The organism is Cognatishimia activa (genome assembly GCF_026016445.1).
In the GTDB taxonomy this organism is placed as follows: domain Bacteria; phylum Pseudomonadota; class Alphaproteobacteria; order Rhodobacterales; family Rhodobacteraceae; genus Cognatishimia; species Cognatishimia activa_B.
Genome location: NZ_CP096147.1, coordinates 2,132,473 through 2,158,839, shown reverse-complemented (window position 1 = coordinate 2,158,839; position 26,367 = coordinate 2,132,473). Strand labels below are relative to the sequence as shown.

Here is a 26,367-nt window from a genome sequence, read left to right as displayed (position 1 = left end):
CTGCGTAACCTCAACAATTTCTTCTTGGAAGAATCGTCAAACCCGCATAAACCGCGCCATCTATCACGCTATACTGCTGGTTTCGGGGGACACCTGATTGAACAAGACTTATGCCGCGCCGCATGACATCTACGGCATTAATAAATGGGGAAAAGACCTCATTGTCGTGAATGATATGGGTGAGATCGGGTTGAAAAACCCGCTCAACCCTGACGCGCCATCTGTCAGCCTGCCAGCCATTTTAGAAGATCTGGATGACCGCGGCATTCAGGTGCCGATGATCCTGCGGGTGTCGTCTTATCTGGAACATGAAATCAAGCATATGAATGATTGCTTCAATGAGGCGATCGAACGTGTTGGGTACCGCGGAAAATACCGAGGTGTGTTCCCGATCAAAGTGAATCAGCAGGCACAGGTTGTCGATCGGATTGTCGAGTTCGGTCGTCCTCATAACTATGGTCTTGAAGCCGGTTCTAAACCAGAATTGGTCATCGCCCTGGCGCATCGCCTTTCGCGCGAGGCTTTGATTGTCTGCAACGGTATCAAAGACGAAGAATTCGTTCGTCTGGCCATCCTTTCCCGCAAGCTTGGTTTCAACACCTGCATCGTTCTGGAAAGTCCGAAGGAGGTGGATACCGTCGTTGCGGTAGCACAGGAACTCGACGTCGATCCGATGCTCGGTGTGCGGGTCAAACTGACCAATCAGATTTCAGGCAAATGGGAAAAAAGCTCTGGGGATCGGTCGGCCTTCGGTCTGAACACCGATCAGCTTGTCTCGATGGTCGATAAGCTACGTGATGCAGGCCTTCTGCATTGCCTCAAACTTCAGCACAGCCATCTCGGCAGCCAGGTGCCCGATGTGAATGATGTACGCCGCGCTGTTACGGAAGCTTGCCGCTTTTACACGGAACTAACCCAAGAAGGTGTGCCGCTGACTCACCTCGATTTGGGCGGTGGCATGGGCGTTGACTACACCGGTGAAAAACGCGCGACAGAAAGCTCCATCAACTACTCTATGCGTGAGTACTGCACCAACGTTGTCGAGACAGTGCAATACGCGATGGATGCGGCAGAAATCGATCACCCAACTTTGGTCACCGAAAGCGGACGCGCTGTCGTTGCGACGTCTTCTATGCTGATCTTCAACGTTCTTGAAGCGACGCATTATGATGCGCCGACGGCTCCGCAGGCAGAGGAAGGCGATCACCATTTGATCTCTGACCTTTTGGCCATCACCGAATATATCTCCGGCGAACGGCTGCAGGAATGTTGGAACGACGCCAACTTTTACCGCAATGAGCTGCGGGCGCTCTTTCACCGTGGCTATATCGACCTGCGCCAGATGGCCCGCGCGGAACGTATCTATTTGCACCTGATGGCACGTATCAAAGAACACGCGGGCTTTGACCAAATCCCGATCAGCGATGAGCAGCTGACGAAATTGGCTGATATCTATCACTGCAATTTCTCGCTGTTCCAGTCGCTGCCAGATGTCTGGGCCATCGATCAGCTGCACCCGATTGTACCGCTGCAGATGCTGGACAAAACGCCAGACCGTCACGCGGTACTGACAGACATCACCTGTGACAGCGACGGTAAAGTGGACCGCTTCATTCTCGCTGACGGAGTAGCGCCGTCCTTACCGGTGCATACGTTGCCCGAAGACAAACCCTACTACATGGGCGTCTTCTTTGTGGGGGCGTATCAGGAAACGCTCGGCGATTTGCACAACCTCTTTGGCGACACCAACGTGGTGACCATTGACCTGCGCGCCGACGGTGGCTTCGACCTGTTGCACGAGCAAGAGGGCGACACGATTTCCGAGGTCATGTCTTACGTTGAATTCGATCCACAGGACTGCGTCGCCGAATTCCGCAAAATGGTGGACGAAGCGATCTCGACCGGGGCTTTGAAAGCCAAAGACCGCAAAACGCTGATGGGAGCCTATCGTGACTCCATTAATGGCTACACCTATTATGAATAACAACTTGTCTCTGACGACACCTAGGGGATTATGAACATGGGCAAAACACTTGTTGTTGGGGCAGGGGGCGTCTCCCACGCTGCTGTCCACAAAATGGCGATGAATTCGGATATCTTTTCCGAGATCACACTTGCGAGCCGCACCAAATCCAAATGTGATGCGATTGCCGCTGCCGTAAAAGAGCGTGTGGGCGTTGACATCAAAACAGCGGAACTTGATGCAAACAATGTCGCTGATACCGTGGCTTTGATCAAAGAAACCGGTGCAGAAATCCTCGTGAACCTCGCACTGCCCTATCAAGATCTCGTGCTGATGGATGCCTGCCTGGAAGCGGGCTGCCATTACCTCGACACCGCGAATTACGAGCCAGAAGATGTGGCTAAGTTCGAATACCACTGGCAGTGGGCCTACCAAGACAAGTTCAAAGAGGCAGGCCTGACTGCGATCCTCGGTTCTGGCTTTGATCCGGGCGTGACCTCTGTCTTCGCGACCTGGCTCAAGAAACACAAGCTCGAGACCATTCGTCAGATCGACATTCTGGATGCAAACGGCGGTGACAACGGTCAGGCCTTTGCCACCAATTTCAACCCGGAAATCAACCTGCGCGAAGTTCTGGCTGAGGTCCGCCACTGGGAAAACGGCGCGTGGCAACACAGCCCGGCCCTGACCAATAAGGTCACTTTCGACTTCCCAGGTGTTGGCGAAAAGAACATGTACCAGATGTACCATGAAGAGCTGGAAAGCCTCTCCACGCACTTCCCGGAAATTGAACGCGCGCGTTTCTGGATGACTTTCGGTGATGCCTACATCATGCACGCGACTGTATTACAAAACGTCGGCATGACCCGCATTGACCCGGTGATGCACGACGGCAAAGAGATCATCCCGATCCAATTCCTTAAAACTCTGCTGCCTGATCCGGGCGATCTGGGTGCGCTGACCAAAGGCAAAGCTTGTATCGGTGATATCGCGACCGGCCAAGCCAAAGACGGCTCCGGCGAAAAGACCTATTACATCTACAACATCTGTGACCACGAAGAGTGCTACGCAGAGGTCGGCTCACAGGCTGTTTCATACACCACAGGCGTGCCAGCTATGATCGGTGCGGCGCAGCTTCTGAAAGGCAACTGGAAAGAACCGGGAGTCTGGAACATGGAACAACTTGATCCAGATGACTTCATGGATATGTTGAACGAACACGGCCTGCCATGGCAGGTCCACGAACTCGACGGTCCGGTCGACTTCTAAGTAACAACAGGGCGGGCATCCCGACCGCCCCATCTTCTTCTTTGAATAAATACTCCGGGGGTCTGGGGGCTGGCCCCCTGCCAACCTCAGGGAAATCAAGAGGCGCGTGATGTCCGACATGATGACCACCCAAGCAGGCGATCCTGGTGCCTTCAAGGAATTCGACCTCAATCGTGTCCCATCCCCATGCTTTGTGGTGGATGCCGCCAAAGTTGAAGCCAATCTTCAAATCCTGAAGGACGTTTCTGATCGCTCCGGCGCCAAAGTGCTGGCAGCGCTCAAAGCCTTTTCGATGTTTTCATTAGCCCCTCTGGTGCGCCAATATTTGTCCGGCACCTGTGCCAGCGGCATCTTTGAGGCCCGTCTGGCACGCGAAGAATACGGCGGAGAAGTCGCGACCTTCTGCGCGGGCTATAAAGACAGCGACATCGACGAGATCATCGCACTGTCAGATCATGTGATCTTTAACAGCCCTGCGCAGAAAGATCGTTTCCTGGCAAAATGCCAGGCTGCAGGAGTTCAGGTTGGTCTGCGCATCAATCCGGAGTACTCCGTCGGCGAAGTTGCCAAATACGATCCATCGGCGCCTTGCTCTCGTCTGGGCACACCGATCAGTCAGCTTACTCCTGAGGCGCTGAATGGCGTTGACGGTATCCATATTCACACGCTGTGCGAACAGGGTGTCCAGCCGCTGATGCATGTCTGGTCTGCGGTTGAGTACAAGTTGCTGCCCTATTTCAACCAATTGAAATGGCTCAATTTTGGTGGTGGGCATCACATCACGCGCGACGACTATGATCGTGACGTTTTGATCTTTCTGCTGAAAGATATCCGCACCAAATACGATGTCGAAGTCATCATCGAACCCGGTGAAGCCATTGCCTTGGATGCAGGTATTCTGGTCGGCGAAGTGCTCGATACATTCACCAACGAAAAACAGATCGCAATCACCGATATTTCAGCAACCTGCCATATGCCTGATGTGATCGAAGCCCCTTACCGTCCGGCGCTGCTGGGTGAGGCAGAGCAAGGAACGACTTACCGCCTTGGCGGCCCGTCTTGCCTCGCTGGTGATGTGATTGGAGACTACACTTGGGACAAGCCGCTCCGGATCGGGCAGCGTTTCGCTTTCCTAGATCAGGCGCATTATTCCATGGTGAAAACCAACACCTTCAATGGCGTTCCACTGCCGTCCATCGCGCTCTGGGACAGCCGCACGGATGATTTGAAAATGATCCGCGAGTTTACTTACGAAGATTTCAAAGGACGCCTGTCATGAGCATTTTTCTCGACAGCGAACTCGCGAATGAAGAACGCGCCGAGAGCGCGAAATTCCGCATCATCCCGGTTCCATTGGAACGCACCGTGTCTTACGGCTCCGGTACAGAAAATGGCCCATCGGCCATCATCGAAGCGTCCAACGAACTGGAACGCATCACAGTCGGCAAAGAACCCTGTGCGGACGGTATCTTCACCGAAGTGCCGGTGGATTGTACAGGTGATCTGGCCGAGGTCATGGAACGCATTGCTCAGCGGACACAGGCAGCTGCAGAAGCTGGCAAGGTTCCGGTTACATTGGGCGGGGAACACTCGCTCTCTTATGGTGCCGTTATGGGGGTCGCGCGCGCACTGAAGAAGCCGATTGGTATTGTTCAGATCGATGCCCACGCCGACCTGCGGGTGGCCTATCAGGGCAACAAACACAGCCACGCCTCTGTCATGCATCTTCTGTCCGAAGAAGGCATCCGTCTCGCGCAATTTGGCGTTCGCGCGCTGTGTGAGCAGGAACAAGAGAGCCGCGTCGCATATCAGGTCTTTTTCAAAGACGCTGAAGAGCTGGTTGTCGGAAATATCCACGAAGTCGATCTGCCTGATGACTTCCCTGAGGACATCTATGTCAGCTTTGATGTGGATGGTCTCGACCCAAGTCAGATGCCTGCGACGGGTACGCCCGTTCCGGGTGGATTGGGCTATTATCAGGCCCTTCGTTTGGTCGAACACACCTTGAAAGGGCGTCGATGCGTCGGGCTTGATGTGGTTGAGCTGGCACCAGATGGCAATGCGGCTTGGGATTTTACTGCTGCACAGATTGTCTATCGTTTGATGGCTGCTTGTTAGGCAGTACCCCGACGTTTCATGCTTATTCAGCTATTGTTACTAGTGGTTCACCCGCGCGCACGATGTGTGTCGTGTAAATAATGATCGGTGTTTCATTGCGTGACGTGACACCGCCGTGCGCCGGTCCTTCAGGGAAGAACATGGGAGTATCATCGGCAAAGTCGACTATTTTGCCATTGGGTAGTTCCACCTTGCCACCTTTCACAATCACCGCATGCTCATCCCCTGGGTGAGTGTGCAGCACAATGCGACCACCGTTCTGTAAAACCAGTTTGCTGACAATGACTTCCATGCCTTCGACGCCAGTCAGAGGTGCTCGGTTAAGCTCGCTTCGCTGCACCAACTCTTCAGCACTTGCTGAACTTATGACACAGGTCAGGGAGAATACAGCAGCAATAGCCCAAGATCGCATCCTAAAATCCTTCTCAAAATTTTGCGGGAACTCCGCGCATGTGAAGCGACTAAAATCGCACTTCCAAAGCAAATACAATGGCTGCAAAACTGATGTTTTTAAAGGATGAATTATCAAAGAGAGATGGTGCTGCTGGGGAGGATTGAACTCCCGACCTCACCCTTACCAAGGGTGCGCTCTACCACTGAGCTACAGCAGCAGCTGTCGGCGAGGATGAGCACGTTAGTGACATCGACCGTGGCGCGGTGATTAGACTCAAATTCCCCCCCGCGCAAGGGCATCTGGAATGTTTTTTTTACCTCATGTATGGAAAGTGCATGGAGAGCAAAAAACCACCCTCAAGCAAAGCCAAACAGGCGGAAGATCGCGAAGCACGGTTGAAGGCCGCGCTGAAGGCCAATATGGGCCGCCGTAAGGCGCAGGCCCGTGCGCGCAGCGTTGAAAAAGAGGGGTCTGAGGCAAATGTGCAGGATAAGGGACAAGAGTAAATGGATTCGATTCTCGTAAAAGGTAATGGCGCGCTGAAAGGCCAAATCCCAATTGCAGGGGCTAAGAACACTTGTCTGAAACTGATGTGTGCTTCGCTGCTGTCCGAAGAGCCGCTGACATTAACGAATGTGCCGCGCCTGTCAGATGTCGCTACGCTATCGACGCTGCTTGAAAGCCTGGGGGTAGAGATTGGGCGCCTGAACGAAGGCGGCACTCTGGCGTTCTCTGCGTCCGCTTTGACATCTCATCTCGCGCATTACGACATGGTACGTAAACTGCGTGCGTCATTTAATGTGCTGGGCCCATTGATTGGCCGCACTGGCGAAGCTGTTGTGTCTCTGCCGGGTGGCTGTGCGATCGGTGCGCGTGCCGTTGATTTTCACCTGACCGGTTTGGAAAAGCTTGGAGCCAAGGTCGAATTGAAAGACGGCTATGTGCATGCCTCTGGCGATTTGAAAGGTGCGGAGATTGAATTCCCGTTCCCTTCTGTGGGCGCGACTGAGAATATCATGTGTGCGGCTGTGCTCGCGAAAGGCACCACGGTCATCAAAAACGCTGCCCGTGAACCTGATACAAAAGCCCTCGCAGATTGCTTGATCGCGATGGGCGCGGATATTGAAGGTGCGGGCACAGAGACAATGGTTGTGCGCGGTGTGGACCGTTTGCATGGCACGACCCATCGTGTGATCACCGACCGGATCGAATTGGGCACATACATGACAGCGCCGGGGATTGCTGGCGGCGAAGTAGAGTGTATTGGCGGACGTCGGGATCTTTTGGCGGCGTTTTGCGATAAGATGGAAGAGGCCGGTCTTGAGATCACTGAAACGGACCTTGGCCTGAAGGTGCGCCATCCGGGTGGCCGCCTGAAAGCAGTGGATGTTGCCACAGCGCCCTTCCCAGGTTTCCCAACCGATCTACAGGCGCAGTTCATGGCCATGATGTGCTTTGCAGAGGGTACTTCGGTTTTGGAAGAAACAATCTTTGAAAATCGCTTTATGCACGCACCGGAATTGATCCGCATGGGCGCAAATATTGAGGTTGCCGGTGGTACTGCGACCGTCCATGGCGTTGAAAAACTAAAGGGTGCGCCTGTGATGGCGACAGATTTGCGAGCCTCCGTGTCTTTGATCCTTGCGGGTCTGGCGGCAGAAGGGGAAACGCTGGTGAACCGCGTCTATCACCTTGACCGTGGTTACGAACGGTTGGAAGAAAAACTGAGCAACGTAGGCGCGTTGATCGAGAGGGTGGAAGGCGTATGAGTGAAGATGCACGGTTCGAAGATGGTCGCGAAGCACCCTTAAATCTTGGGGCACTGGACAGCGAAGACCTGCAGGTTGTTTCTGCTCTGGTGCAGGATGCTGTATTCCCGGTAACTGAAATGACCTGGCGTGCCAAAGACCGCCGCTTTGCCATTTTGCTGAACCGTTTCCGCTGGGAAGATCGAGACAATGCCGAAAGTCGTCGGCGCGATGTCGAACGTGTGCAGTCCTTGTTGGTTATCGAAAACGTATTGAAAGTCGCGAGCCAGGGTGTCGATCGCTCTGATCGAGATATGATCCTATCGGTTCTTGCTGTCGAATTCGAACAAGCCGATGATCAGACGGGTGCGGTCACCGTCACATTGGCTGGGGATGGAGCGATCCGCCTGACTGTTGAAGCGCTTGAGGTCGCGCTTAAAGATGTCACGCGCCCCTATATAGCGCCATCCAAGCAGGTGCCGGCTCACGACGAGTGATTGGGGTGAAGCAGCCTAAAACCATGGTTGCTTTGGTTCTTTACGCTGCATAGGGTCCGATCACAGGAGGCCCTATGCCAGAAATTCGCCAAGCCACTCTCGAAGATGCCAATGAGATCAGCAATGTGCTGATCCGTTCTATTACCGAGCTTTGTGCGGCGGACCATTTGGATGATCCTGAACTGATTAAGGGTTGGATCGAAAACAAGTCTCCGGAGCACATTTGCCAATGGCTCAAAGAGGGTGCCCATATGCGCCTTAGTCTCGCGAACGAGGGCATCGGCGCCGTCGGTTGCTACTCCACTGATGGGATGATCCAACTTCTGTATGTGGCGCCGGACGCGCGTGGGCAGGGGCATAGTTCCGCCCTGTTGCAGCACATGGAAAATGAAATGCGTGATAAAGGAGTTGATGCGGCGCGTCTGGTCAGCTCCAAGACCGCGCAGGACTATTACTTAAAGCAAGGGTGGGAGATCGATGGCGAGCGTGTTGTTTGTTATACGACCGATGGACAGCCCATGCGAAAGCAGCTGATTTCCAGTAATACTTGAGGCTTGCTGCGTTGCCCGCTAAGAGCGTCGCAAAGGAGAGCCACATGCCCCAGTTTCTGAACACGCAGGATGCGGATTTTGAAACCCAGTTCACAGCCTTGCTCGGCGCAAAGCGCGAAGACAGCCCGGATGTGGATGCGGTTGTGGCTGAGATCATTTCAGACGTGCGCAACCGTGGTGATGCGGCGGTGCTGGAGCTGACGGCGAAATTTGACCGCCTAGAGCTCACGTCTGAAACGATGCGCTTTTCAGAGGCGGAAATTGACGCCTACTGCGCTGAGGTGTCTGATGAAGAGCGGGCAGCGCTAGAATTGGCGGCAGACCGCATTCGCGCCTATCACGCGCGGCAAATGCCAGCGGACGATAGCTGGACAGATGAAAGCGGCGCGACATTAGGCTGGCGTTGGACTGCGGTCTCGGCAGCGGGCCTTTATGTTCCCGGCGGTCTTGCAAGCTACCCGTCTTCAGTGTTGATGAACGCCATTCCTGCCAAAGTTGCGGGTGTTGAACGACTTGCGATCGTTGTTCCAACGCCAGATGGCATTGCAAACCCATTGGTTCTGTTGGCCGCACGACTGGCTGGGGTCGACGAAATCTACCGCATTGGCGGCGCACAGGCGGTGGCGGCTTTGGCCTATGGCACAGAAACCATTGCGGCTGTTGATAAGATCACGGGGCCGGGCAACGCATTTGTTGCAGCAGCCAAACGCCGTGTGTTTGGCAAGGTTGGCATCGACATGATTGCGGGTCCGTCTGAAATCCTTGTGATTGCAGACAAAGACAACAACCCGGATTGGATCGCGCTCGATTTGCTAAGCCAAGCAGAGCACGATGAAAGCGCACAGTCGATCCTGATCACGGATGACGCCGCTTTTGGTCAACAGGTGGCGCAAGCTGTTGAAAAACGTCTTGAAACGCTGGAGCGTCGTGCCATCGCAGGTGCAAGTTGGCGTGATTTTGGCGCGGTGATCACAGTGACTGATCTGGATGAAGCTGCGCGCCTGTCAGATCGTATTGCGCCAGAACACTTAGAGCTGTGTGTCGCTGATCCAGATGCTCTGTCCGAGAATATCACTCACGCTGGCGCCATTTTCCTGGGCCAGTTCACGCCAGAAGCCATTGGTGACTACGTCGGTGGACCAAACCACGTTCTGCCAACCGCACGCTCCGCTCGATTTAGCTCTGGCCTGTCAGTCATGGACTTCCTCAAGCGCACGACCCTGTCCAAGATGACACTGGATAGTCTGCGTGCCATTGGTCCGGCTGCTGCAGCTTTGGCAGAAAGCGAAAGCCTCGAGGCACACGGACTGTCCGTACTGGCTCGGCTGGACGCTCTGAACCAGAAATAATCTCAATAGTGCGCTGTGAAGCCGCCGTCCACAGCCATGACCTGTCCAGTGACAAAGCTTGCGGCAGGGGAGGCGAGGAAAAGCACCGCAGGCGCAAGCTCTCTGGGTTCGCCCCAACGTTTTAGCGATGACGACATCTCCAGTCGTTTTTGAATGTTGGGATCTTCGGCCGCCAAAGCATTCGGCGCGGTTTTGAAGAACCCCGGCGCGACTGCGTTGACGGTGACACCCTGTGTGCCAAGTTCAGCTGCCATGGCCCGTGTCATTCCGTTCAAACCCGCTTTGGCCGTAGTATAAAGCGCGTCATTTGACTGCGCGATCAAACCAGCAATCGAGCTAATATTCACAATGCGCCCATATCCTCGCTTTACCATTCCGAGAGCCGCTTTTTGCGACAACGCAAATGGAGCCATTAGATCAACCTTTAGGAGATTTACTATATCGTCTTCTGAAAACTCCTGAAGGCTCCTGCGATCGCGCATGCCGACATTGTTCACCAAGATGGAAAGCCCACCCGAAGCTTCTATTTCTGATAGCGTATCGCTTGCAGCTGTTTGGTCTGCCACATCAAAGACCGCTGAATGTGCATGGGGCCCAATTTCCTGAACAGCGGTGTCAACAGTGCTCGAATCACGACCGTTGACCCAGACCTCTGCACCGGCTTCCGCTAAGAGCTTTGCGATCTCAAACCCCAAGCCAGAGCTACTTCCTGTGATCAGCGCGCGTTGGCCTTTCAGGGAAAAAACACCGTAATCTGTCATAGTTCCTCCGTTCAGGTCTTAATGCGCCATTGGGCAACCGTTGCCAACAGACCCCGCATTACTACCCATGCGGCGATGCCGCATTGCTCGTCTGGCCGTCATAGGCTACCTGTTTTTGGTGCAGTCAGGTACAGGTTGATCCATGAGCTATATTAGCCGCATTGAAATTGATGATCGCAATTTGCCGCCGCCGACTCCTGAAATTGAACAGGAGCGACGCGTCGCAATTTTTGACCTGATCGAAAAGAATACTTTCGATCTGCCCAAACGCGCAGATCGTGAAATTCCTGACGGTCCATATTCTGTCGAATTGGCCATTCGCGACAAGAGATTGGTCTTTGACATTGCAACCGATGCGGGTAGTAAGGCGGCAGAATTTCATTTGTCCCTCTCTCCCTTTCGTCAGGTTGTCAAAGATTACTGGCAGATCTGCGAAAGCTATTTTGATGCCGTGAAGAACATGCCGCCCAGCCAGATTGAAACCATTGATATGGCCCGTCGCGGCATCCATGACGAAGGCGCGCGCATCCTCGCCGAGCGTTTGGAAGAAAAGGCCGATGTCGATCACGACACAGCGCGCCGCCTGTTCACCTTGATCTGCGTTCTGCATTTCGGAGGCTAATTCATGGCCTTCGATCTTCCACAGTCGGTTCTCTTTTGCTGTGACCACAATGCTGTACGCTCTCCGATGGCTGAAGGCATTATGAAACAGCTATTTGGAACAGATACCTATGTGCAGTCGGCGGGCCTGAGCAATGATCTGGAGATTGATGGTTTTGCCATTGCGGTCTGTCAGGAAATTGGCGTCGAGCTCTCACGTCATCGCTCTCGCTCCTTTGAAGAGTTGGAAGAACTCGGCGATCAGCTTTCCAGCTTCGATATGGTTGTAGCGCTTTCGCCTGCGAGCCATGCCAAAGCGCAGGAACTGACACGATGGTTCCACATGGACCTGCAGTTTTGGCCGATTCCGGATCCGACCGGCAAGGGGGAAACACGGGACGCCAAACTGGATGCCTACCGGAAGTCTCGTGATGAAATTATCGAGCGATTGAAAGAAGCTTGGGGTGAAGAGGGCTGATCGAGGTCCGTAAACTGTTCATATTTACGAGATAGCTGCAAAATGCGCTTGTAAATCAGGCAATTTGCAACCATTTAAGGGATCGCCCGTAATGGACGGGTGTTTTGTGAAGGAGAAACCATGGCCAAGGAAGAACTGCTCGAATTTCCCGGCGTCGTAAAGGAACTCCTGCCAAATGCGACATTTCGGGTCGAGCTGGAAAACGGCCATGAAATCATCGCTCACACGGCAGGTAAAATGCGCAAGAACCGCATCCGCGTTCTCGCAGGCGACAAAGTTCAGGTCGAAATGACCCCATACGATCTGACCAAAGGTCGGATCAATTACCGCTTCAAGTAATTCCGCTTTTGCGGCTGTTTGCAGGTTTGGTGATATGACACTGATCCTCGGCTCAGGCAGCCCAAGGCGTCGTGAATTGCTGGCACAAATCGGGGTTGTGGCGGATGATATTCGCCCCCCTGATATCGATGAAACGCCCCATAAGGGTGAGCTTCCCAAAGATTATTGTAGCCGTATTGCACGGGAAAAAGTTGCTGCTGTTCAGGCAGATACCGATGATATCGTGCTTTGCGCTGATACAACCGTCGCGCTGGGTCGCCGCATTATGGGCAAACCTGCAGATGCGTCTGAAGCTGCAGAATTTTTGATTGCCTTGGGTGGCCGTCGTCACCGTATTATCACCTCGGTTGCCATAAAACGAGGCGACCAGTTCTGGCAGCGTGATGTTGTCAGCCAGGCCAAGATGAAACGCCTCTCTGATGATGAGCTGAATTTCTATCTCGCGACGGGTGACTGGGAAGGCAAAGCAGGCGGCTACGCCATTCAAGGTCCAGCCGGAGCCTTCATTCCGTGGATCAGTGGGTCTTTTACCGGTATTGTAGGGTTGCCGCTGGCTGAAACCGCGGCGCTGCTCAGTGCAGCGGGCTATCCGCTTTATAAGGAGATGCCATGAAAGGGCGTCAAATCATCCTCGACCATTTGAATGGCCGCGAAGCTGCGGCACTGATGGTGGATGGCAAACTTCATGATTTCCTGATTGACAACGATGCGCCGCGGCCGGGCACGATTTACCGTGCCATTGCGGATCGCCCGATGAAAGGGCAGGGCGGAATGTTCCTCTCCACGCCCGATGGAAATGTCTTTCTGCGCCAGGTCAAAGGCCTTTCGCCAGGGCAGCCGCTTTTGGTACAGGTCACTGGATATGCCGAAGACGGCAAAGCCATTCCGGTGACGCAAAAAATTCTGTTCAAAAGCCGCTACGCAATTGTCACCCCAGATTCTCCGGGTTTGAATGTAAGCCGTTCGATCAAAGATGACGATTTGCGCGATACCCTGAAAGGCATTGCGCATGGCGTCATGCAGGAAGGCGATATGGGGCTGATCCTAAGGTCCTGCTGCACGGCTGAAGATGTCGATGAAATTGCCGAGGACATCGCCTCCATGGAGGATATGGCCACCGCGATCATGAGCGAAACCGAAGGCCCTGCAGAAAAGCTATCGGAAGGCGATGGCCCGCATGTGCTTGCGTGGCGCGAATGGATCGATCCGGCTGATGTCGTGACGAGTCCCGGGTCTTTTGACACGCATGGTGTCCTTGATGCGCTGGAAGATCTTTCACACCCGCGCGTGTCGCTTGGCAACGGCGCCTATATGTTTGTTGAACCCACCCGGGCTTTGGTCGCGGTGGATGTCAACACAGGTCGCGACACATCGCCTGGCGCTGCGCTGCAAGCCAATATATCTGCAGCAAAAGACCTGCCACGTCAGTTACGTTTACGCGGCCTTGGCGGTCAGATTACAATAGATGCGGCCCCCATACCAAAGAAAGATCGCCGGATTTTTGAGAGCACATTGCGTGCAGCTTTGAAAGCTGATGGTGTCGAGACTGTGATGGCGGGATGGACCCCTCTGGGACATTTCGAGCTACAGCGCAAACGCGACCGCCTGCCTCTTGAGGGCCTCTGAAAATGGCCTGCCCAATCTGCAATAAATCCACCGCACAAAGCTACCGTCCTTTTTGTTCAAAACGCTGTGCTGACATCGACTTAGGCAAATGGCTGAACGAAGAATACAGCACTCCAGCGGTGGAGGATGAGGCTCTGGAAGACGCAATTTCTGAGGCCCAATCAGTGGGTTCAAAAAAAGACGGCCAACTGCACTAATTTTTTGAATATCCCCTTAGACACCACCGCAGCCCTGACATAGAACGCGCAAACCCGAGTGAGAGATCACTCACCCGTGCCCGGGTAGCTCAGGGGTAGAGCAGTGGATTGAAAATCCTCGTGTCGGTGGTTCGATTCCGCCCTCGGGCACCATTTAAATCAAGAGAAATTGTGAATATCTATTTGGTTTAATTGGATAACTTTGTATTTTGGTTGTGCTCGCTTTGGTCTCTAACTTGTTTTGCTACACAATCTGCCTCACATTTTGCTACACATCCCACGTCGGACAATTCGGATTGTTCGCTTAGAAAATCGAACGAGGCACTTAGGAAACCGCTGCTGAGACCTAAACCACCGAGCGGGATGTGGGTGGCCTCATTAGCGTTCCGTGTTTCCAATATGAACTTAACCAGAGTTGCTATACTCACTTGCCTGGAAGATCGAGAGAAAAGCAGGCTTTGGTTTCGCTACGTTGAAGATCAGGCGGCATGGACGGCGATTGAAACTCCCTTTATGGTTGTTTCGGTCTGGGCCTCATACTATTTATAAGTGCATGAATACATTTTGAGGGCCCAATGGCACAGAAAGTAAATTTGGATGCGATGCTTCCGCGCGCGGACTTTGCAGCAAAATCCGACGATGACAGTTCTGCTGAGAAAATTCAGACCTTCTCAGTCGCGCAGTTGAAACAAGACTCCTTTTTGGTTCACCGCCTCAGGAAACCAGACTTCCAGCGAGAGACAAATCATTGGGATCCGAAGCAGATTCTGGTTTTCTTAAAAAGCTTCCTCGATAATGAATTGGTGCCGTCTGTGATTTTGTGGCAATCCCCCAGCCACGTTTTTGTTATCGACGGTGGTCATCGCATAAGCACTCTTCGAGCATGGATCGAAGATGACTACGGTGATGGGCCAATTTCCTCGAAATTCTATCGGGGCACAATTCCTGATGACCAGAAGCGTGTGGCGACGAGAGTGCGAAACTTGGTTAATCGCGAGATTGGCCCTTACAAAACGCTACATGCGGCTATGATAGATCCAGACAGCACATCAGATGATGTGCTGAAAAAACGGGCTCGAAATTTGGCTACTCGATCGCTCTCCCTTCAATGGGTGGAAGGTGATGCAGAGAAGGCAGAAACTTCTTTTTTCAAAATCAACACCCAAGGCACTCCACTTCATAAAACCGAAGAGAGATTGCTCCGGGAGCGCAGAAACCCCGTAGCAATTTCGGCGCGTTCCATTGTTCGTGCAGGCACTGGCCACAAATATTGGTCCCGCTTTGATCAAGAAACAATGAATCAGATTGAAGACTCGGCCCTTGAGCTACACGAACTGCTTTTCCAACCGGAGATCAACGAGCCAATCAAGACCCTTGATTTACCTTTGGGGGGCGCGCATCACCGATTGGTGCATTGAACTTGCTGATGGATTTTATTGCCACGGCGGCACGGGAAACGAGTTCAGATACGAAGGACTGGGCAATCAATAAGTCAGACCCTGATGGGATGGCGACATTAGAGGCGTTGAAGAAATGCACTAAGGTAATGCGCCGTATAACAGGTAATGGAGCGGCGAGTTTAGGATTACACCCGGCTGTGTATTTCTATAACCATCGGGGTAAACATAGTGATCACCTGTTCTTGGCAGTCACTGGAGTCTTTGCCAAGGCAATCCAAGATAACGACAAGGGCTTTTTTAAGAAGTTTATCGAGTGCAGGGAACCATTGGAGAAGTTCTTGATCGCAAATAAAGCGACAATAAATCAAGCAATTGTGCAGATTGGCAGCACTCAAAGGGTGGCGCGGTTGAGCAAAATGTTCACCGGGATTATCGACAGCTTATTGAAAAAGGAAGAGGTCAATACGGAGAAACTTCTGCTGCTGCTCGGTCTGCAGGGAAAGCTGGTTGCTTCAGAGCTTGAGGGAGCGGCAAGAAACTTCACTGATGAAGCAAAGTCGGCGATCTATCTACGCCAATCTTTGGATAGCGCTCTAAGCTGTTCGATCTGTGGCGGTTTAATTGATGCCAACAAGTCTGCCTCATATGACCATATCAAGCGTAAAAGCGAAGGTGGCATGGGAGACCCAGAGAATGGTCAGATTACCCACCCATATTGCAATACTGCGGTCAAAAACTGATTTTTTTACTTGCCAGTCCCCCAATAAAAAGGAGGACTGGCAAGAGTTTCAATTCTATTGCGCGAATACTTGCAAGTTTATGTTTGAAGTTAGTGGAACGACAAAAAACGCCGCCGCTCAGTTGCTTACTTCCTTAGCTCGATGCTTTCAAAGCGTTCATAAAGTTTGGGGAGGTCTGTGTGGCTTACTCGGAACTGATTTCTCTTTTTCTGCTTACCGTTCTCGACCTTCACTGCCGGATCAAGATATACACTGCCTTGGCTGATGAGCCGCATGAACCTGAAGAAATCAGTTCCCTGACCAAGCTGGACCCTGTCGGCATATTGATATTGCCTCGGGTTGCCGGATGACAGCGAAGGAAGGTAGGCCGCTTGAGCGTGCTTGCGATTCCAATGGTTGAGAAGGTTCTTGAACTCCCAACCTGCGGCAACGCGATCATCAGGGGCGACCAGCAAGATGCTCCCACCCATGTCGTCAATCTTGCCCTTTTCCGTGTCGTATCCTTCAACGATCATCCGAACCGAAGTGCGCGCGTGCGCTTCGGATCCGTATTTGTAAATGCCGCCGAAGTTCCGGCGCCCCGGTCGGCCTTTAGTGTCGTCGTAACCGAAGTCATTCATAAACAGCGGAAAATTGTCAGAATATACACCTGAGGTTGGCTCAGGAGTCATCAATGTGACTGGTGATTTCGCCCGAAAATTCACGAAATCCCTGACGGAATATTGCTTGATCTCCCATCCCATAAAGTCAGGCTCCGCGATTCCGTTGGGGATAATCCCCAGTTCAGCTTCGAGGGTATATCCACCACCATTCTGTGCGGAATACGGCCTGACGACCCCATCGGAGTGCAGTCTTTGACCGGGAATCCAGCCTTTGCCATGAACATTCCGAAGTGTTTCCAGAAGAATCTCACGAGGGTCGCGGCTGGCTTTGGTTACCAGGCGGGTGATGTTAGAAAACACACCTTCCGACGGAAATTCACCCAGAGCATCCAGCTCGGCGGCTACGTCAGAATCATAGGCGTCTACGAAGCCGTAAACGCGCCCCTCGGGGGAAACCCCGAAAAACATCACCCTTCCTTCATCGCGGGACGCCATGAGGCCCTTCGGTGCGTTCACAGCTTTTTGCAAAAAGCCCGACATCCTGACTTCGGGATATTTGGGGTAAAGAATGAGTTGGGCGTTGGGTGCTCGCCATATTCCCTGGCTGTCAATCCAATAGAACTCGACAGAAGCTTTGTCGCGCCGCCGGACAGCTCCAGCTTTTTCAGAAAAATCGGTCTCGATATCACCATGCGGGATGATGTTGAGCGCATCAAAGCCGCCACCCAGGTAAACTTGGTTCTTCGAGTTGTCATTTGGGGCAAGACGCTTCGCATAAAATCGCTTCGCCCCCGCATCTTGCATTGCTGAAATAACGTTTCTCAGGGAGGTAAACATGAGTCAACGCCTCTGATTTCAAATAATTTTTCGTCAGAGGACAGCCATTGGGAGAGAGAGTCAATAACAGTTTCCGAATTGATTTTCTTTGGGCCACGGAGGGCGCACTCCCAGACAATTGCAACCCTCCATCCAATATCCTGAAGCTCACTTGCTGTTTTGATGTCACGCCTTCTGTTGGTGGAAATTTTGCTCTCCCAGAAATCCCTTCGGGTGCGCGGTAGCCGGAAAAGGTTGCAGTCATGACCATGGAAGAAGCATCCCCGCACATCAATCAGAGCGCTATATCGGCGCAGGACTATGTCTGGTGTTCCCGGGAGCGCTTTATCATGAAGGCGAAAGCGAAAGCCGCGGGCGTGAAGCCCGCGGCGGATCAGAAGTTCTGGCTTCGTGTTCTTGCTGCGAATAGCCGACATATTGCGGCTGCGGGTAGCTTGATCGTGAACGTCAGACAGAGACTGCCTCCTTCGGGCGGTTGTCCATCACGTGCGCAAGATGAGGTGCCATAATGCGCGCAACCTCTTTGAACACGGGGACGGCAACGCTGTTCCCGAACTGGCGATAGGCCTGGGTGTCAGACACCGGAATTCTGAAGTCATCAGAATACCCCATGAGGCGAGCACATTCACGTGGCGTCAAGCGGCGAGGATTATTTCCCACACCCTGATCAATCAGGATCTCCGATCCGTCTTTATGGTAACGTGCAGACAGCGTCCGAGAGACATTCTCGGGGCCGACCAGACCAAAACCAAAGCCGTTACCTGCGGCTTTGTGTTTGGCAGCGTAATTCTGCAGGTATTCCCAAAGTTTATCCGTAAGGGTGTATTTTGGGTTCACCCTGGCATCCGGGCCCTCAGTATAAGGAATTTCGGCTGTCTCGGTTCCATTCTGAGGATGAAGGATCGACCCAAGCGTGATACTGCCCTTAGGCTTCAACTGGAGGTCCTCAAAAGTGAAACCGGTGTCTTCCTTGAAGCCAACGATCACAATCCTCTGGCGATGTTGAGGAACGAAGTGCTGGGCGTCGATCACCTGAGCCTTCACCGAGTATCCAAGTTCCTGCAAAGCGCCCATGATCACTTCAAAGGTTTTTCCCTTGTCATGACTCATCAGGTTTTTAACATTCTCGAGCATGAAGGCTTCAGGACGATGATGCTCAAGGATCCTGACAACGTCAAAGAACAGTGTTCCCTGTGCTTCATCACGAAATCCATGTTCTCGGCCGAGTGAGTTCTTTTTGGAAACACCGGCTAAGGAGAATGGCTGACAGGGGAAACCGGCACACAGAACATTGTGCGGTGGGATGTCTTCGGCAGCCACTTCACGAATATCGCCGACGATCGGACGGTTGTCGCGGTAGTTGGCCTCATAAGTCTGTTTTGAGAACTTATCCCACTCACTCGTGAAGACACAGTGCCCGCCGATGCTCTCCATAGCCTGGCGCAAACCACCGATTCCGGCGAAAAGATCAATAAATGTGAAGCCTTGGCTCATCCTGGTCGCACCTCTTTTTCATGCACTATATATGGGTATCACGGCCCGGTCCAGGCCAGTAATAGCAACTATCCGATCAGTTTCCCACAGATTTGTTCATATTTCGTTCTCATTGTGGGGTGGCGAAGAATAACTGTCCCAGCTTGGTTCTCAGATCGCATGAACTTTCTGTCTTCGTTGATGCCGCATGAAGACTTTCCTCATTGGTAGCCTTCGCCGCTTGGCCTATTTTACATTGGCTGAAATTCAAAAAACCGAAGCCGCTTTTTTTGCAATTACGGCATAAAGTTTTGTTTCACCCCCCTTGAATGGCGTCGATAAAAATCCCAGAAAACATGGCACTTAGCTCTCTTCAGAGACATCCGAAGGATGGATCTGAAGAAGGGGCGACACGATCTTCCTCAAATCTTGAAGCCCTCCATGGCGGCACACGTGCCGGGCGCAACGCGCCCGCTTTCCACTGGCGACATCGTTTCATTCCGCTTCCCTCATTCTGATGGTCCTGGAGACAAGGACCGCCCCTGTCTGGTCATCCATGTCGATGACGCGACTGGCGAGGTCGTTCTGGCCTATGGAACGTCCATCTTTCCGGAGAAACTTGCGGAGTTCTCCCTGACGGTGACGAATGTCGCCAATTTGGCGGTGCTCAATCTGGTGAAGCCGACGCGATTTCTGTGCAGGCGGCGTGTCCGGGTGCAGCAATCAGACCCGCGGTTCGCACCCAATTCCGAAGGTGAGGTGGTCATTGGTCAGTTTCCCGGTGAGGGAATTGGCTGGGGGCGGCTGTATGCAAGTCTCCCTACCAAAACGCCTGATCAGGAACGTCAGGGAATTCCCCCCCAAAGGCAAAGTCTTCTCAAAAGCGACGCGGCCTGTTTGGGCGGCGCAAGCCTTGCGCCGCCATGTTCGCATGAAGCTCAATTCCTTTATTCGCTCGGGGCAGCTTTCTCTGCTTTGGTCGCCGGATCAATGTCTGGTCTTACGGGCAGCGGCTCCAATCCAAGGAACACCCGGTCGCTGCTTCGAGTAACCTTCGCATGCAGTTTTCCCACGGCCTCTGTTTTTCGCCTGTCGCCGTCAAGCGTTTCGATGTGAGCAAGGCAGGCCGCGCCATAGAGGATCAGCCTCCAGGTGTCATCCCGCCGCTTCTGCTTGCGAGCCTTCGCTTGCAGGTCTCTCAATCGCTGCTGGGCCTGTTCAATTTGAGTGTCCAGATCTGCCAATTTCCCTCTCCGTTTTGCGTTTCATTGGACAGGAAATGGCTCCGGGATTTCACATCCGCTCCCGGAATACTGGGCTGCGCGGCAAAGGCGCCTCGATGGCGCCCATCGCATGCCCAGGAATGGGGCTGCGCGCAGTTACGCAAACTGAAGTTTGCCTGCGCGCCTCGCCGGCGGGGCGTAGGGAGCGGAATCCGGTTTGGGGACCGACTTCCCTTCTATGATACACCCTGCAAGCAGACTTGAAGTCGTTGTTCATTCCCGGGCCGGGCACCATTTACATCTCTAAAACTCCCATTTCTCTACAGAGGCTTACATTTCCGAGCAGCTTTCCCGAAGCTTGCTTTGTTGCCCTTCTTTCTGTGCTGGTTGCGCGTGCGCAGCCGGGAGACTTGTCCCGTCGCCAATGAGCTCGATTGACTCAGTGGAGGTCGTTGCTGGGAATTGGAAACCGATCTCGCTGTTTCAAATGCTTACAGGTCCGAAGCGGTTTTCAGATTTGTTGAAACTGGTGCTGCGTGTTGAAGACCGAGTGCTGACAGGATGCTTAAATGCGGCTGAGGTGGATTGCCTCAGGAACAACGCGAGTACTTCTTGGGGTGCATGTGGGATAGGTCTACCCAATGACAGAAGGTCCCTCATTCTATCGGCAGCGCCCTGAGCGACTGAGGTAGTTCACATGAAAACTCTGCTAAACAGTATTGGGACTGCGCAGCCTTTGTGGTCTACGGCTGCGGTTCGTGTTGGTGTTGCTCAGTGATGTCGCGTCCATCGATGTAGCTTCCGACTGGCAGTTGGTAGCCACCAAACACAAGCGCATCACGCTCTTGTGCCATCCATTCAAAGAGCTTGTCCTTCTGCATTTGTTTTAGTGCCTTGAACTCAGGGAGTTCTGCCAGATTGAGGCGCTCGTGTGGGTCGCTCTGCAAGTCATATAATTCTTCGATATCGTGCGGAGACCACGCGTATTTGTATCGCTCACCCAAGGGCACCACTTGGACCGATTACCCAGATTCTGATTGCGTTGCGACTGTTTGCTGATGACGCGCTGAAGTGGGATACAAATTCTCTCGTTTCAACACCGAAGCGGATCAGATCTAAAACGAGACCGGAGAACACTTTCGTGCGCGAATTTCTACGCGCCTTTGCCATTTGTTTTGCGGGGCAAAACCATTCAAAGGCTGCGTTTCTCCAACGGAAGTAACGTCTTGAATCCGCGCTGAGTTCCGTAGCTGAGCATCCAGATATTCAGCCACTTTTTCTGCGCGCAATTGCCCAAGTCTTTCATTGGCAGCAGTTCCGCCAGAGGTGTCGGAATGGCCTATCAGTTGCAGGCACGTGTCCCCCATGACTTGCCCCATCAAAGCGCGACTGAGGGCATAGAGTTGCTTTATAGCATTTGGATCAAGCTCACTGCCTCCCGCAGGGAAGAAGATATGGTTTTGCTTCACCGCCCCAGCTGGAGACTTGAGGCCTAATTCATTTGGATTTGCGGAAGCCTGGAGGCATTCTGACGGAAGCTTATTCAAAAGCTGTTGAATCCTCAGACATTCACTTGCGTTTAACTCAGCGGATAAGGCTGTTGGGGCAAGCAGGACCCATAGGATTGCAGCTATTCTCACGACCATACCAAACTCCATTTAGATGGCCATTCTAGGTTCAAATTCTTAATTGTTGGATAATATGGGCACAGAATAATTTTCTGCAAACCTCTAAAAAATTTACCTTTTTTCGACCTTTTCCCAAAATGATCAGGATCGAAAATTGGAGTTGGGATGTCTGCAAAGCGATTAATATGGCTGGATAGCTTACGCCTGATTGCGGGGCTGTCGATGGTTGCGCTGCATAGCACTGCAGATCCGAATGGGCAGGCGTGGCCTGATTACGAAACTGCAGAGCGCATTGCGCCCCTCATCCTGCGGGCGGTGGTTTACATCGCGCGAACAGAACTCTTTTTAATCATTTCGGTTTTCCTATTGATTATGGCGCTAGATCGTCGTCCGCGAAGCTATCTGGACACGCTGAAGGAGCAAGTGCGCCGACTGCTACTCCCTTTCTCATTCTGGACGGTCTTTTACGCCTTCTATGGGCTGATCAAAGCGAATGCATTCGGCTACGCGCCGTCTGCTTGGGCCTCTTTGATGTCGCCTTCAGAATGGCTTGGGTTCTTTTTGCTCGGTGATGTGAAGTACCACATGCACTTTTTGCCGACGCTGTTTGGCCTATTGCTGTTCTATCCACTGTTTCGCCTCGCACAGAAGTTTCCCATCCTGGGGCTGTCGATCATAGGATTTCTGGTTATACGCAGAGAGCTCGATACTTTCCTCTATGCGCATTTTTGGCAAAGTGAGCATCTACCCTATCTTCTGAGAATGGTGAAAATTCTCACCTATGCTGGCTACGGTATGTTTGCCGGTGCAATGGTCGGTATTTGGCAGCGGGGTGAGGCAGGGGTGCTGCGACAATGGTTTCCATTCGTTGTGTTTTTGGCGGGCCTTTTGTTCCTCATGAAGTTGACGGCGACATGGAAGTCGATCGAGTTAGGCCGATGGGTGTTCGAAGACACCGCAGGTTATTGGGCCGATTTTTTGATGCCAGCGCTTTTGTTCGCAGGATGTCTGACAATTGGATACAGGTCTTGGCCGAGCACTCTTTCGAAACTCGCGCCATATTCGTTCGGTATCTATCTATGCCATCCCATATTCTTGGATCTGTGTGAAATCGCGCTGAGGGGCGCAAATTATTCGCCAATATATCAGGTGTTTAGCAAGATTTCATTGGCATTGGTGGGCACCTCAATCTTTGTAAATCTCTTATCAAAAAACAGGTTTTTTGCTTGGACAATTGGCCTCGGACCGCTGCCGAGCATTGGTCTCCAAAAGCATCGCATCAAGGAGAGTCACCGATGAAAATTGGACTGCGTCATCATATGGGCGCCATCGCAGTTTTGGAAATAGAGGGTGCACTTACACAGACTGGCCGATTGGTTGAAATGCGACGGATCTGTGAGACGCAGGTTTCCAATGGTTTCAAGGCGTTGCTGATTGATATGTCAAAATGTCATAGGGCAAATATGTCTGGTTTGGCATCGCTTGTAGAGCTTTCTGCCACGGTTACGAGCAAACCTCTGGCGTTCTGCGGATTTCGTCCGGCTGTTTTGCGCAGGCTTCAAGCGACTGGTGTGGATCGTGGGTTGAATATCTACCGCGATGCAGATGAGGCGTTGTCATCGGAAGAATTCAAACGGGCAAGCTTGAGGCACGCAACAGCTGTCATTCTGTGCAATGAGGGGCAGGGCAAGTCATGCCCAATTTCTGATGAAATATCGAATCCAATGTCAGATGTTTTAGGTCAACCGCTCCTAGAGCGGACGGTGCGTTATCTGAACTCATTTGGAATAAAAGAGATACATGTGAACCCATCCAGAAATGGTGACCGCATTGTTTCCCACTTTCAGGATGCAAAGTGGTTGATGCGCCCCGTAAGGTTTTTGAACGAAGCGTATTCGTCAGATTTAGTGGGGCAAAATGCGCCGTATGGAACGGCTCATTCTTTGAAGAAAATGCAAAAAAATCTGAGTGCGTTTTACGATGACTTCTTTGTTCTGAATGGGACATCCCTGACAAATGTCGATTTATTGGAAATGATGTTGAGTCATAAAAAAAGCGGAGCTGACGTAACAATTGCCGTGAAAGAGCGGGGAAATAGTGAGGAAGATAGTCTCCTTGTGAGCGAGCCCAAAACCAGTCGACAGAACATCGCCGATTATGAAAGCTTAGGCAGACCTATTCGGTATCTGAAGCATTTTGATTCAGCGGCATACGTATTTTCTCCAAAGGTTCTTAAGGAAATTGAGCACGGACAACACGTTGACATTATCGAGGATCTGCTTCCTGAACTTTCGAGGCAGGGTAGACCAATTCACTACTACCAATCGACATTCTCAGATTTCGACCTTCGCTCGCTTCAAGTTTACGTGCAGCTCCTGAAAGAGGGGGTGTTGGGGAGAGTTCCAAACCTGAAAATTCCTGCACGCCGGGAAGGTACTCATTGGATTTCTGACAGAGCTGAGATTGCGCAAAGCGCTCGAGTTAAAGGGCAGTCCTATATCGCGCCAGACGCAGAAATTGGAGCAAAGGTGGAGTTGCGTGGAACCTGCGTAATTGGCGCTGGTGCTAAGATTTCAGGCCCTAGCATTTTGGAAGACTGTTTGGTGATGGAGGGAACGAGGATTGCCCCAGGATTTTGGGGACAACATTTGATCCTACACAATGATTGGATAATTGATCATCGCTTTCTCGACGCAAACGGTCAGCAAAATACGCCCGATCTCCACTCAGTTCCGAATTCAGATGTGAGCCCATTCCCCATCCGGCAATCAGCTTGAACAATCTTGATTGAGAACGCTTTGAAAAAATTACCCTATTTCACGGCCTTTCGGGATGAGGTTCCTCCGCAAAATGCTCCATTTTCCGGGGCTTCGCAGGTCTTTTGGCAATTCTTTGCGGGGGCCACACTCGGTCTAGGACTTTGGTATCTTCATTGGAGATGGACGGCGTCCTTGAATCTGGATGCACCCATATTTTCAATTTTGGTTGTGCTCTCAGAGACCCTTGCACTTATCGGCACAGCGTTGTTTTTCTTCGATATTTGGGAGGAAGGGGACTCTGTTGCTCTGCCGCCCCCACAGCGGCGAAATGACCTCTCATTAACTGGTGAAGGTACTATTTCCGTCGATCTCTTTATCACGACGTATGATGAGGACATTGAGATTGTTCGGCCTTCCATATTGGCGGCGAAGGCCATGCAGAGCCCGTCGGGTGTTGTAACGCGCATTTACCTTTTGGACGATGGAAATCGCAGAGACATGCGGCAATTGGCGCAGACAAATGAGGTGGGATACATCTCGCGAAACGACAACCGTGGTTTCAAGGCCGGAAATCTAGCTAATGCACTTTTTCAATCTGATGGAGACTTCATTGTCATTTGCGATGCTGACACTCAGCTTTTCCCGACATATCTGCGCAACACTCTAGGGTATTTCCGCGATCCCAAAGTGGCTTGGGTTCAAACGCCGCATTGGTTTTATGATCTTCCCAAGGGGCGTTCATGGTCAGATTGGCTGACCTCCCGCTTGGGGCGCTGGTCACGTTTTCTGGCTTATCCACTTGAAAAGCTGACCGGTCAATCCCGATTGGGTGCGGATCATTTTATGTCAAATCCGGTCTTCTTTTTTGATGTTATCCAACGTCGCAGAAATCGAAATGGAGCGTCATTTTGTTGTGGGGCAGGATCAATTCATCGGCGCGAGGCCGTATTTGATAATGCATTGAAGGAACAAGGGGCGCATTTGGCCAAATTGATGGCTGGTCGTGAAAATGCAGACGGTTCTGCGCTCTTGCAGCATACTGATTTGCAACCGTTTCGATATCACGTTTCCGAAGACATTTTCACATCGATACAGCAGCACCAAAAGGGTTGGAGGTCAGTTTATCATCCACAGATCGAAGCGCGCATGCTTTCGCCTTGGTCAATGTCTGCCTGGGCACTGCAAAAGCTGAAGTACGCAGGCGGCACATTCGATATCATGTTTCATGCCAATCCACTTTTCAAAACCGGTATGCCTTGGAAAATCAGGCTGCACTATCTGGCGACATTCTGGTCCTATCTCGCGATATTTTGGCTGCCCATTCTTATTTTGGCGCCAGCTTATTCCCTTTTTTCAGGGCAAGCCCCGATCTCCAGTTATTCAATCGACTTTTTTCGACATATCCTCCCGGTACTGATCTGCAATGAGTTGGCGATGAGCCTCGCCGCGAAGGGCAATCAATTGTCTTCGGGGCGCGTTATTACGATTGGAACCCTGTTCATTCAGTGGCGCGCAATGGTGCAGGTACTTTTGGGGCGAAAACCTCATTTCGCACCAACACCCAAGACACCGGTCTTTTCAGCTTCCCTCAGGCATGCATTGCCCAATTTGATACTTATCACGATTCTGATGTTGGCTGTCGCCTATGGAACCTACCGCTATTTAGAGCCATCTGGTGATTACAGTGCAGCGTTCGTTTTAGTGAATACCCTGTGGATCTGCTGGGTCTGCGTAGCACTGGTGCGTGTGTCCTTATGCGCTTTGACCGTGCCAGAGCCTCCCGCTCATTCTCCTGTTTCAAAAAGTGAATGAAAT

The 26,367-nt window shown here is 52.2% G+C and carries 29 protein-coding genes and 2 tRNA genes; 22 read left to right on the top strand and 9 right to left on the bottom strand.

Going from position 1 to position 26,367, the window contains the following annotated elements; all coding sequences use genetic code 11:
- Window positions 1-97: 97 nt before the first annotated feature.
- The 4 genes from speA to speB all read left to right on the top strand — a co-directional run bounded on the left by speA (window position 98) and on the right by speB (window position 5,350).
- Window positions 98-1,984 carry a biosynthetic arginine decarboxylase gene (gene speA / locus M0D42_RS10795; protein ID WP_265018618.1) on the top strand — a complete coding sequence of 629 codons (1,887 nt, stop codon included), beginning with the start codon at window positions 98-100 and terminating at the stop codon, window positions 1,982-1,984.
- Window positions 1,985-2,020: 36 nt separating this feature from the next.
- Window positions 2,021-3,232: a saccharopine dehydrogenase family protein gene (locus M0D42_RS10790; RefSeq protein WP_265018617.1), complete on the top strand. Its 1,212-nt coding sequence runs from the start codon at window positions 2,021-2,023 to the stop codon at window positions 3,230-3,232.
- A 109-nt stretch (window positions 3,233-3,341) separates the two neighbouring features.
- The gene (gene nspC / locus M0D42_RS10785; RefSeq protein WP_265018616.1) at window positions 3,342-4,511 is read left to right on the top strand and encodes a carboxynorspermidine decarboxylase; all 1,170 of its coding nucleotides are present in this window, start codon (window positions 3,342-3,344) and stop codon (window positions 4,509-4,511) included.
- Entirely contained in the window at window positions 4,508-5,350 is an 843-nt protein-coding gene (gene speB, locus M0D42_RS10780) for an agmatinase (protein WP_265018615.1), read from the top strand. Before nspC ends, speB begins: the two co-directional genes overlap by 4 nt.
- Window positions 5,351-5,372: 22 nt before the next feature.
- Here speB and M0D42_RS10775 read toward each other — a convergent pair whose 3' ends face one another.
- The gene (locus M0D42_RS10775; protein WP_265018614.1) at window positions 5,373-5,762 is read right to left on the bottom strand and encodes a hypothetical protein; all 390 of its coding nucleotides are present in this window, start codon (window positions 5,760-5,762) and stop codon (window positions 5,373-5,375) included.
- A 124-nt stretch (window positions 5,763-5,886) separates the two neighbouring features.
- A tRNA-Thr gene (locus tag M0D42_RS10770) sits at window positions 5,887-5,961 on the bottom strand.
- 118 nt (window positions 5,962-6,079) lie between these two features.
- Between M0D42_RS10770 and M0D42_RS10765 the strand changes: the two genes are divergently transcribed.
- The 5 genes from M0D42_RS10765 (at window position 6,080) to hisD (ending at window position 9,889) form a co-directional block, all read left to right on the top strand.
- The gene (locus tag M0D42_RS10765; RefSeq protein WP_265018613.1) at window positions 6,080-6,250 is read left to right on the top strand and encodes a hypothetical protein; all 171 of its coding nucleotides are present in this window, start codon (window positions 6,080-6,082) and stop codon (window positions 6,248-6,250) included.
- Window positions 6,251-7,513: a UDP-N-acetylglucosamine 1-carboxyvinyltransferase gene (murA, locus tag M0D42_RS10760; RefSeq protein ID WP_265018612.1), complete on the top strand. Its 1,263-nt coding sequence runs from the start codon at window positions 6,251-6,253 to the stop codon at window positions 7,511-7,513.
- The gene (locus tag M0D42_RS10755; protein WP_265018611.1) at window positions 7,510-7,989 is read left to right on the top strand and encodes a DUF2948 family protein; all 480 of its coding nucleotides are present in this window, start codon (window positions 7,510-7,512) and stop codon (window positions 7,987-7,989) included. The genes murA and M0D42_RS10755 overlap by 4 nt, the downstream gene beginning before the upstream one ends.
- 74 nt (window positions 7,990-8,063) lie before the next feature.
- Window positions 8,064-8,540, top strand: coding sequence for a GNAT family N-acetyltransferase (locus M0D42_RS10750; protein WP_265018610.1), 477 nt, complete (start codon window positions 8,064-8,066; stop codon window positions 8,538-8,540).
- 44 nt (window positions 8,541-8,584) lie between these two features.
- Window positions 8,585-9,889, top strand: a complete 1,305-nt coding sequence (gene hisD, locus M0D42_RS10745) for a histidinol dehydrogenase (protein WP_265018609.1) — start codon at window positions 8,585-8,587, stop codon at window positions 9,887-9,889.
- Between the two features lie 2 nt (window positions 9,890-9,891).
- Here hisD and M0D42_RS10740 read toward each other — a convergent pair whose 3' ends face one another.
- Window positions 9,892-10,650, bottom strand: a complete 759-nt coding sequence (locus tag M0D42_RS10740) for an SDR family oxidoreductase (protein WP_265018608.1) — start codon at window positions 10,648-10,650, stop codon at window positions 9,892-9,894.
- Window positions 10,651-10,792: 142 nt separating this feature from the next.
- Here M0D42_RS10740 and M0D42_RS10735 point away from each other — a divergent pair, with 142 nt between their 5' ends.
- From M0D42_RS10735 to M0D42_RS10695, 9 genes are all read left to right on the top strand, one after another.
- The gene (locus M0D42_RS10735) at window positions 10,793-11,272 is read left to right on the top strand and encodes a UPF0262 family protein (protein WP_265018607.1); all 480 of its coding nucleotides are present in this window, start codon (window positions 10,793-10,795) and stop codon (window positions 11,270-11,272) included.
- A 3-nt stretch (window positions 11,273-11,275) separates the two neighbouring features.
- Window positions 11,276-11,728 carry a low molecular weight phosphatase family protein gene (locus M0D42_RS10730; RefSeq protein ID WP_265018606.1) on the top strand — a complete coding sequence of 151 codons (453 nt, stop codon included), beginning with the start codon at window positions 11,276-11,278 and terminating at the stop codon, window positions 11,726-11,728.
- 120 nt (window positions 11,729-11,848) lie between these two features.
- Window positions 11,849-12,067 (top strand): translation initiation factor IF-1, encoded by a 219-nt coding sequence (gene infA, locus M0D42_RS10725; RefSeq protein WP_007205486.1) that lies wholly within the window; start codon window positions 11,849-11,851, stop codon window positions 12,065-12,067.
- A 34-nt stretch (window positions 12,068-12,101) separates the two neighbouring features.
- On the top strand, window positions 12,102-12,680 hold the full coding sequence (locus M0D42_RS10720; protein ID WP_265018605.1) for a Maf family protein: 579 nt from the start codon (window positions 12,102-12,104) through the stop codon (window positions 12,678-12,680).
- Entirely contained in the window at window positions 12,677-13,693 is a 1,017-nt protein-coding gene (locus M0D42_RS10715) for a ribonuclease E/G (RefSeq protein WP_265018604.1), read from the top strand. The genes M0D42_RS10720 and M0D42_RS10715 overlap by 4 nt, the downstream gene beginning before the upstream one ends.
- A 2-nt stretch (window positions 13,694-13,695) precedes the next feature.
- Complete coding sequence (locus M0D42_RS10710; protein ID WP_265018603.1) at window positions 13,696-13,890, top strand: DNA gyrase inhibitor YacG; 195 nt, start codon at window positions 13,696-13,698, stop codon at window positions 13,888-13,890.
- A gap of 78 nt (window positions 13,891-13,968) precedes the next feature.
- Window positions 13,969-14,043: transfer RNA gene (locus M0D42_RS10705), tRNA-Phe, on the top strand.
- Between the two features lie 422 nt (window positions 14,044-14,465).
- Window positions 14,466-15,308 carry a GmrSD restriction endonuclease domain-containing protein gene (locus tag M0D42_RS10700; protein WP_265018602.1) on the top strand — a complete coding sequence of 281 codons (843 nt, stop codon included), beginning with the start codon at window positions 14,466-14,468 and terminating at the stop codon, window positions 15,306-15,308.
- An 8-nt stretch (window positions 15,309-15,316) separates the two neighbouring features.
- Window positions 15,317-16,030, top strand: a complete 714-nt coding sequence (locus tag M0D42_RS10695) for an HNH endonuclease (protein ID WP_265018601.1) — start codon at window positions 15,317-15,319, stop codon at window positions 16,028-16,030.
- 125 nt (window positions 16,031-16,155) lie between these two features.
- Here the strand turns inward: M0D42_RS10695 and M0D42_RS10690 are convergent, their stop codons facing one another.
- The 4 genes from M0D42_RS10690 to M0D42_RS10675 all read right to left on the bottom strand — a co-directional run bounded on the left by M0D42_RS10690 (window position 16,156) and on the right by M0D42_RS10675 (window position 20,186).
- Window positions 16,156-17,469, bottom strand: a complete 1,314-nt coding sequence (locus tag M0D42_RS10690; protein ID WP_265018600.1) for an MvaI/BcnI restriction endonuclease family protein — start codon at window positions 17,467-17,469, stop codon at window positions 16,156-16,158.
- Complete coding sequence (locus M0D42_RS10685) at window positions 17,454-17,885, bottom strand: very short patch repair endonuclease (RefSeq protein ID WP_265018599.1); 432 nt, start codon at window positions 17,883-17,885, stop codon at window positions 17,454-17,456. The genes M0D42_RS10690 and M0D42_RS10685 overlap by 16 nt, the downstream gene beginning before the upstream one ends.
- Window positions 17,886-17,916: 31 nt before the next feature.
- Window positions 17,917-18,963, bottom strand: a complete 1,047-nt coding sequence (dcm, locus tag M0D42_RS10680) for a DNA (cytosine-5-)-methyltransferase (protein ID WP_330221170.1) — start codon at window positions 18,961-18,963, stop codon at window positions 17,917-17,919.
- Between the two features lie 926 nt (window positions 18,964-19,889).
- Window positions 19,890-20,186, bottom strand: a complete 297-nt coding sequence (locus M0D42_RS10675) for a hypothetical protein (protein ID WP_265018598.1) — start codon at window positions 20,184-20,186, stop codon at window positions 19,890-19,892.
- A gap of 403 nt (window positions 20,187-20,589) precedes the next feature.
- On the opposite strand from M0D42_RS10675, the gene M0D42_RS16045 reads away from it, so the two are divergent.
- A complete protein-coding gene (locus M0D42_RS16045; RefSeq protein ID WP_419195936.1) occupies window positions 20,590-20,844 on the top strand; it encodes a winged helix-turn-helix transcriptional regulator in 255 nt (84 codons plus the stop codon).
- Between the two features lie 64 nt (window positions 20,845-20,908).
- Here the strand turns inward: M0D42_RS16045 and M0D42_RS10670 are convergent, their stop codons facing one another.
- Both M0D42_RS10670 and M0D42_RS10665 read right to left on the bottom strand, forming a co-directional pair.
- The gene (locus tag M0D42_RS10670; RefSeq protein WP_265018597.1) at window positions 20,909-21,169 is read right to left on the bottom strand and encodes a hypothetical protein; all 261 of its coding nucleotides are present in this window, start codon (window positions 21,167-21,169) and stop codon (window positions 20,909-20,911) included.
- Window positions 21,170-21,280: 111 nt separating this feature from the next.
- Window positions 21,281-21,811 (bottom strand): OmpA family protein, encoded by a 531-nt coding sequence (locus M0D42_RS10665; RefSeq protein WP_265018596.1) that lies wholly within the window; start codon window positions 21,809-21,811, stop codon window positions 21,281-21,283.
- 147 nt (window positions 21,812-21,958) lie between these two features.
- On the opposite strand from M0D42_RS10665, the gene M0D42_RS10660 reads away from it, so the two are divergent.
- Genes M0D42_RS10660 through M0D42_RS10650 form a run of 3 tightly spaced genes read left to right on the top strand, consistent with a single transcriptional unit; the run spans window position 21,959 to window position 26,364 of the window.
- Window positions 21,959-23,092 carry an acyltransferase gene (locus M0D42_RS10660; protein ID WP_265018595.1) on the top strand — a complete coding sequence of 378 codons (1,134 nt, stop codon included), beginning with the start codon at window positions 21,959-21,961 and terminating at the stop codon, window positions 23,090-23,092.
- On the top strand, window positions 23,089-24,570 hold the full coding sequence (locus tag M0D42_RS10655) for a sugar phosphate nucleotidyltransferase (protein ID WP_265018594.1): 1,482 nt from the start codon (window positions 23,089-23,091) through the stop codon (window positions 24,568-24,570). The genes M0D42_RS10660 and M0D42_RS10655 overlap by 4 nt, the downstream gene beginning before the upstream one ends.
- 21 nt (window positions 24,571-24,591) lie before the next feature.
- On the top strand, window positions 24,592-26,364 hold the full coding sequence (locus M0D42_RS10650) for a glycosyltransferase (RefSeq protein ID WP_265018593.1): 1,773 nt from the start codon (window positions 24,592-24,594) through the stop codon (window positions 26,362-26,364).
- Window positions 26,365-26,367 lie beyond the last annotated feature (3 nt).

What these genes read in the sequence shown, in the direction of transcription:
- M0D42_RS10660 (WP_265018595.1), top strand. Translation starts at nt 21,959, where the DNA reads ATGTCTGCAAAGCGATTAATATGGCTGGATAGCTTACGCCTGATTGCG.
- murA (WP_265018612.1), top strand. Translation starts at nt 6,251, where the DNA reads ATGGATTCGATTCTCGTAAAAGGTAATGGCGCGCTGAAAGGCCAAATC.
- M0D42_RS10665 (WP_265018596.1), bottom strand. Translation starts at nt 21,811, where the DNA reads ATGGTCGTGAGAATAGCTGCAATCCTATGGGTCCTGCTTGCCCCAACA.
- M0D42_RS10655 (WP_265018594.1), top strand. Translation starts at nt 23,089, where the DNA reads ATGAAAATTGGACTGCGTCATCATATGGGCGCCATCGCAGTTTTGGAA.
- M0D42_RS10695 (WP_265018601.1), top strand. Translation starts at nt 15,317, where the DNA reads ATGGATTTTATTGCCACGGCGGCACGGGAAACGAGTTCAGATACGAAG.
- dcm (WP_330221170.1), bottom strand. Translation starts at nt 18,963, where the DNA reads ATGAGCCAAGGCTTCACATTTATTGATCTTTTCGCCGGAATCGGTGGT.
- hisD (WP_265018609.1), top strand. Translation starts at nt 8,585, where the DNA reads ATGCCCCAGTTTCTGAACACGCAGGATGCGGATTTTGAAACCCAGTTC.
- M0D42_RS10710 (WP_265018603.1), top strand. Translation starts at nt 13,696, where the DNA reads ATGGCCTGCCCAATCTGCAATAAATCCACCGCACAAAGCTACCGTCCT.
- M0D42_RS10765 (WP_265018613.1), top strand. Translation starts at nt 6,080, where the DNA reads ATGGAGAGCAAAAAACCACCCTCAAGCAAAGCCAAACAGGCGGAAGAT.
- M0D42_RS10715 (WP_265018604.1), top strand. Translation starts at nt 12,677, where the DNA reads ATGAAAGGGCGTCAAATCATCCTCGACCATTTGAATGGCCGCGAAGCT.
- M0D42_RS10700 (WP_265018602.1), top strand. Translation starts at nt 14,466, where the DNA reads ATGGCACAGAAAGTAAATTTGGATGCGATGCTTCCGCGCGCGGACTTT.
- M0D42_RS10730 (WP_265018606.1), top strand. Translation starts at nt 11,276, where the DNA reads ATGGCCTTCGATCTTCCACAGTCGGTTCTCTTTTGCTGTGACCACAAT.
- M0D42_RS10690 (WP_265018600.1), bottom strand. Translation starts at nt 17,469, where the DNA reads ATGTTTACCTCCCTGAGAAACGTTATTTCAGCAATGCAAGATGCGGGG.
- M0D42_RS16045 (WP_419195936.1), top strand. Translation starts at nt 20,590, where the DNA reads ATGAGCTCGATTGACTCAGTGGAGGTCGTTGCTGGGAATTGGAAACCG.
- M0D42_RS10750 (WP_265018610.1), top strand. Translation starts at nt 8,064, where the DNA reads ATGCCAGAAATTCGCCAAGCCACTCTCGAAGATGCCAATGAGATCAGC.
- M0D42_RS10685 (WP_265018599.1), bottom strand. Translation starts at nt 17,885, where the DNA reads ATGTCGGCTATTCGCAGCAAGAACACGAAGCCAGAACTTCTGATCCGC.
- speB (WP_265018615.1), top strand. Translation starts at nt 4,508, where the DNA reads ATGAGCATTTTTCTCGACAGCGAACTCGCGAATGAAGAACGCGCCGAG.
- infA (WP_007205486.1), top strand. Translation starts at nt 11,849, where the DNA reads ATGGCCAAGGAAGAACTGCTCGAATTTCCCGGCGTCGTAAAGGAACTC.
- M0D42_RS10775 (WP_265018614.1), bottom strand. Translation starts at nt 5,762, where the DNA reads ATGCGATCTTGGGCTATTGCTGCTGTATTCTCCCTGACCTGTGTCATA.
- M0D42_RS10790 (WP_265018617.1), top strand. Translation starts at nt 2,021, where the DNA reads ATGGGCAAAACACTTGTTGTTGGGGCAGGGGGCGTCTCCCACGCTGCT.
- M0D42_RS10720 (WP_265018605.1), top strand. Translation starts at nt 12,102, where the DNA reads ATGACACTGATCCTCGGCTCAGGCAGCCCAAGGCGTCGTGAATTGCTG.
- nspC (WP_265018616.1), top strand. Translation starts at nt 3,342, where the DNA reads ATGTCCGACATGATGACCACCCAAGCAGGCGATCCTGGTGCCTTCAAG.
- M0D42_RS10755 (WP_265018611.1), top strand. Translation starts at nt 7,510, where the DNA reads ATGAGTGAAGATGCACGGTTCGAAGATGGTCGCGAAGCACCCTTAAAT.
- M0D42_RS10740 (WP_265018608.1), bottom strand. Translation starts at nt 10,650, where the DNA reads ATGACAGATTACGGTGTTTTTTCCCTGAAAGGCCAACGCGCGCTGATC.
- M0D42_RS10735 (WP_265018607.1), top strand. Translation starts at nt 10,793, where the DNA reads ATGAGCTATATTAGCCGCATTGAAATTGATGATCGCAATTTGCCGCCG.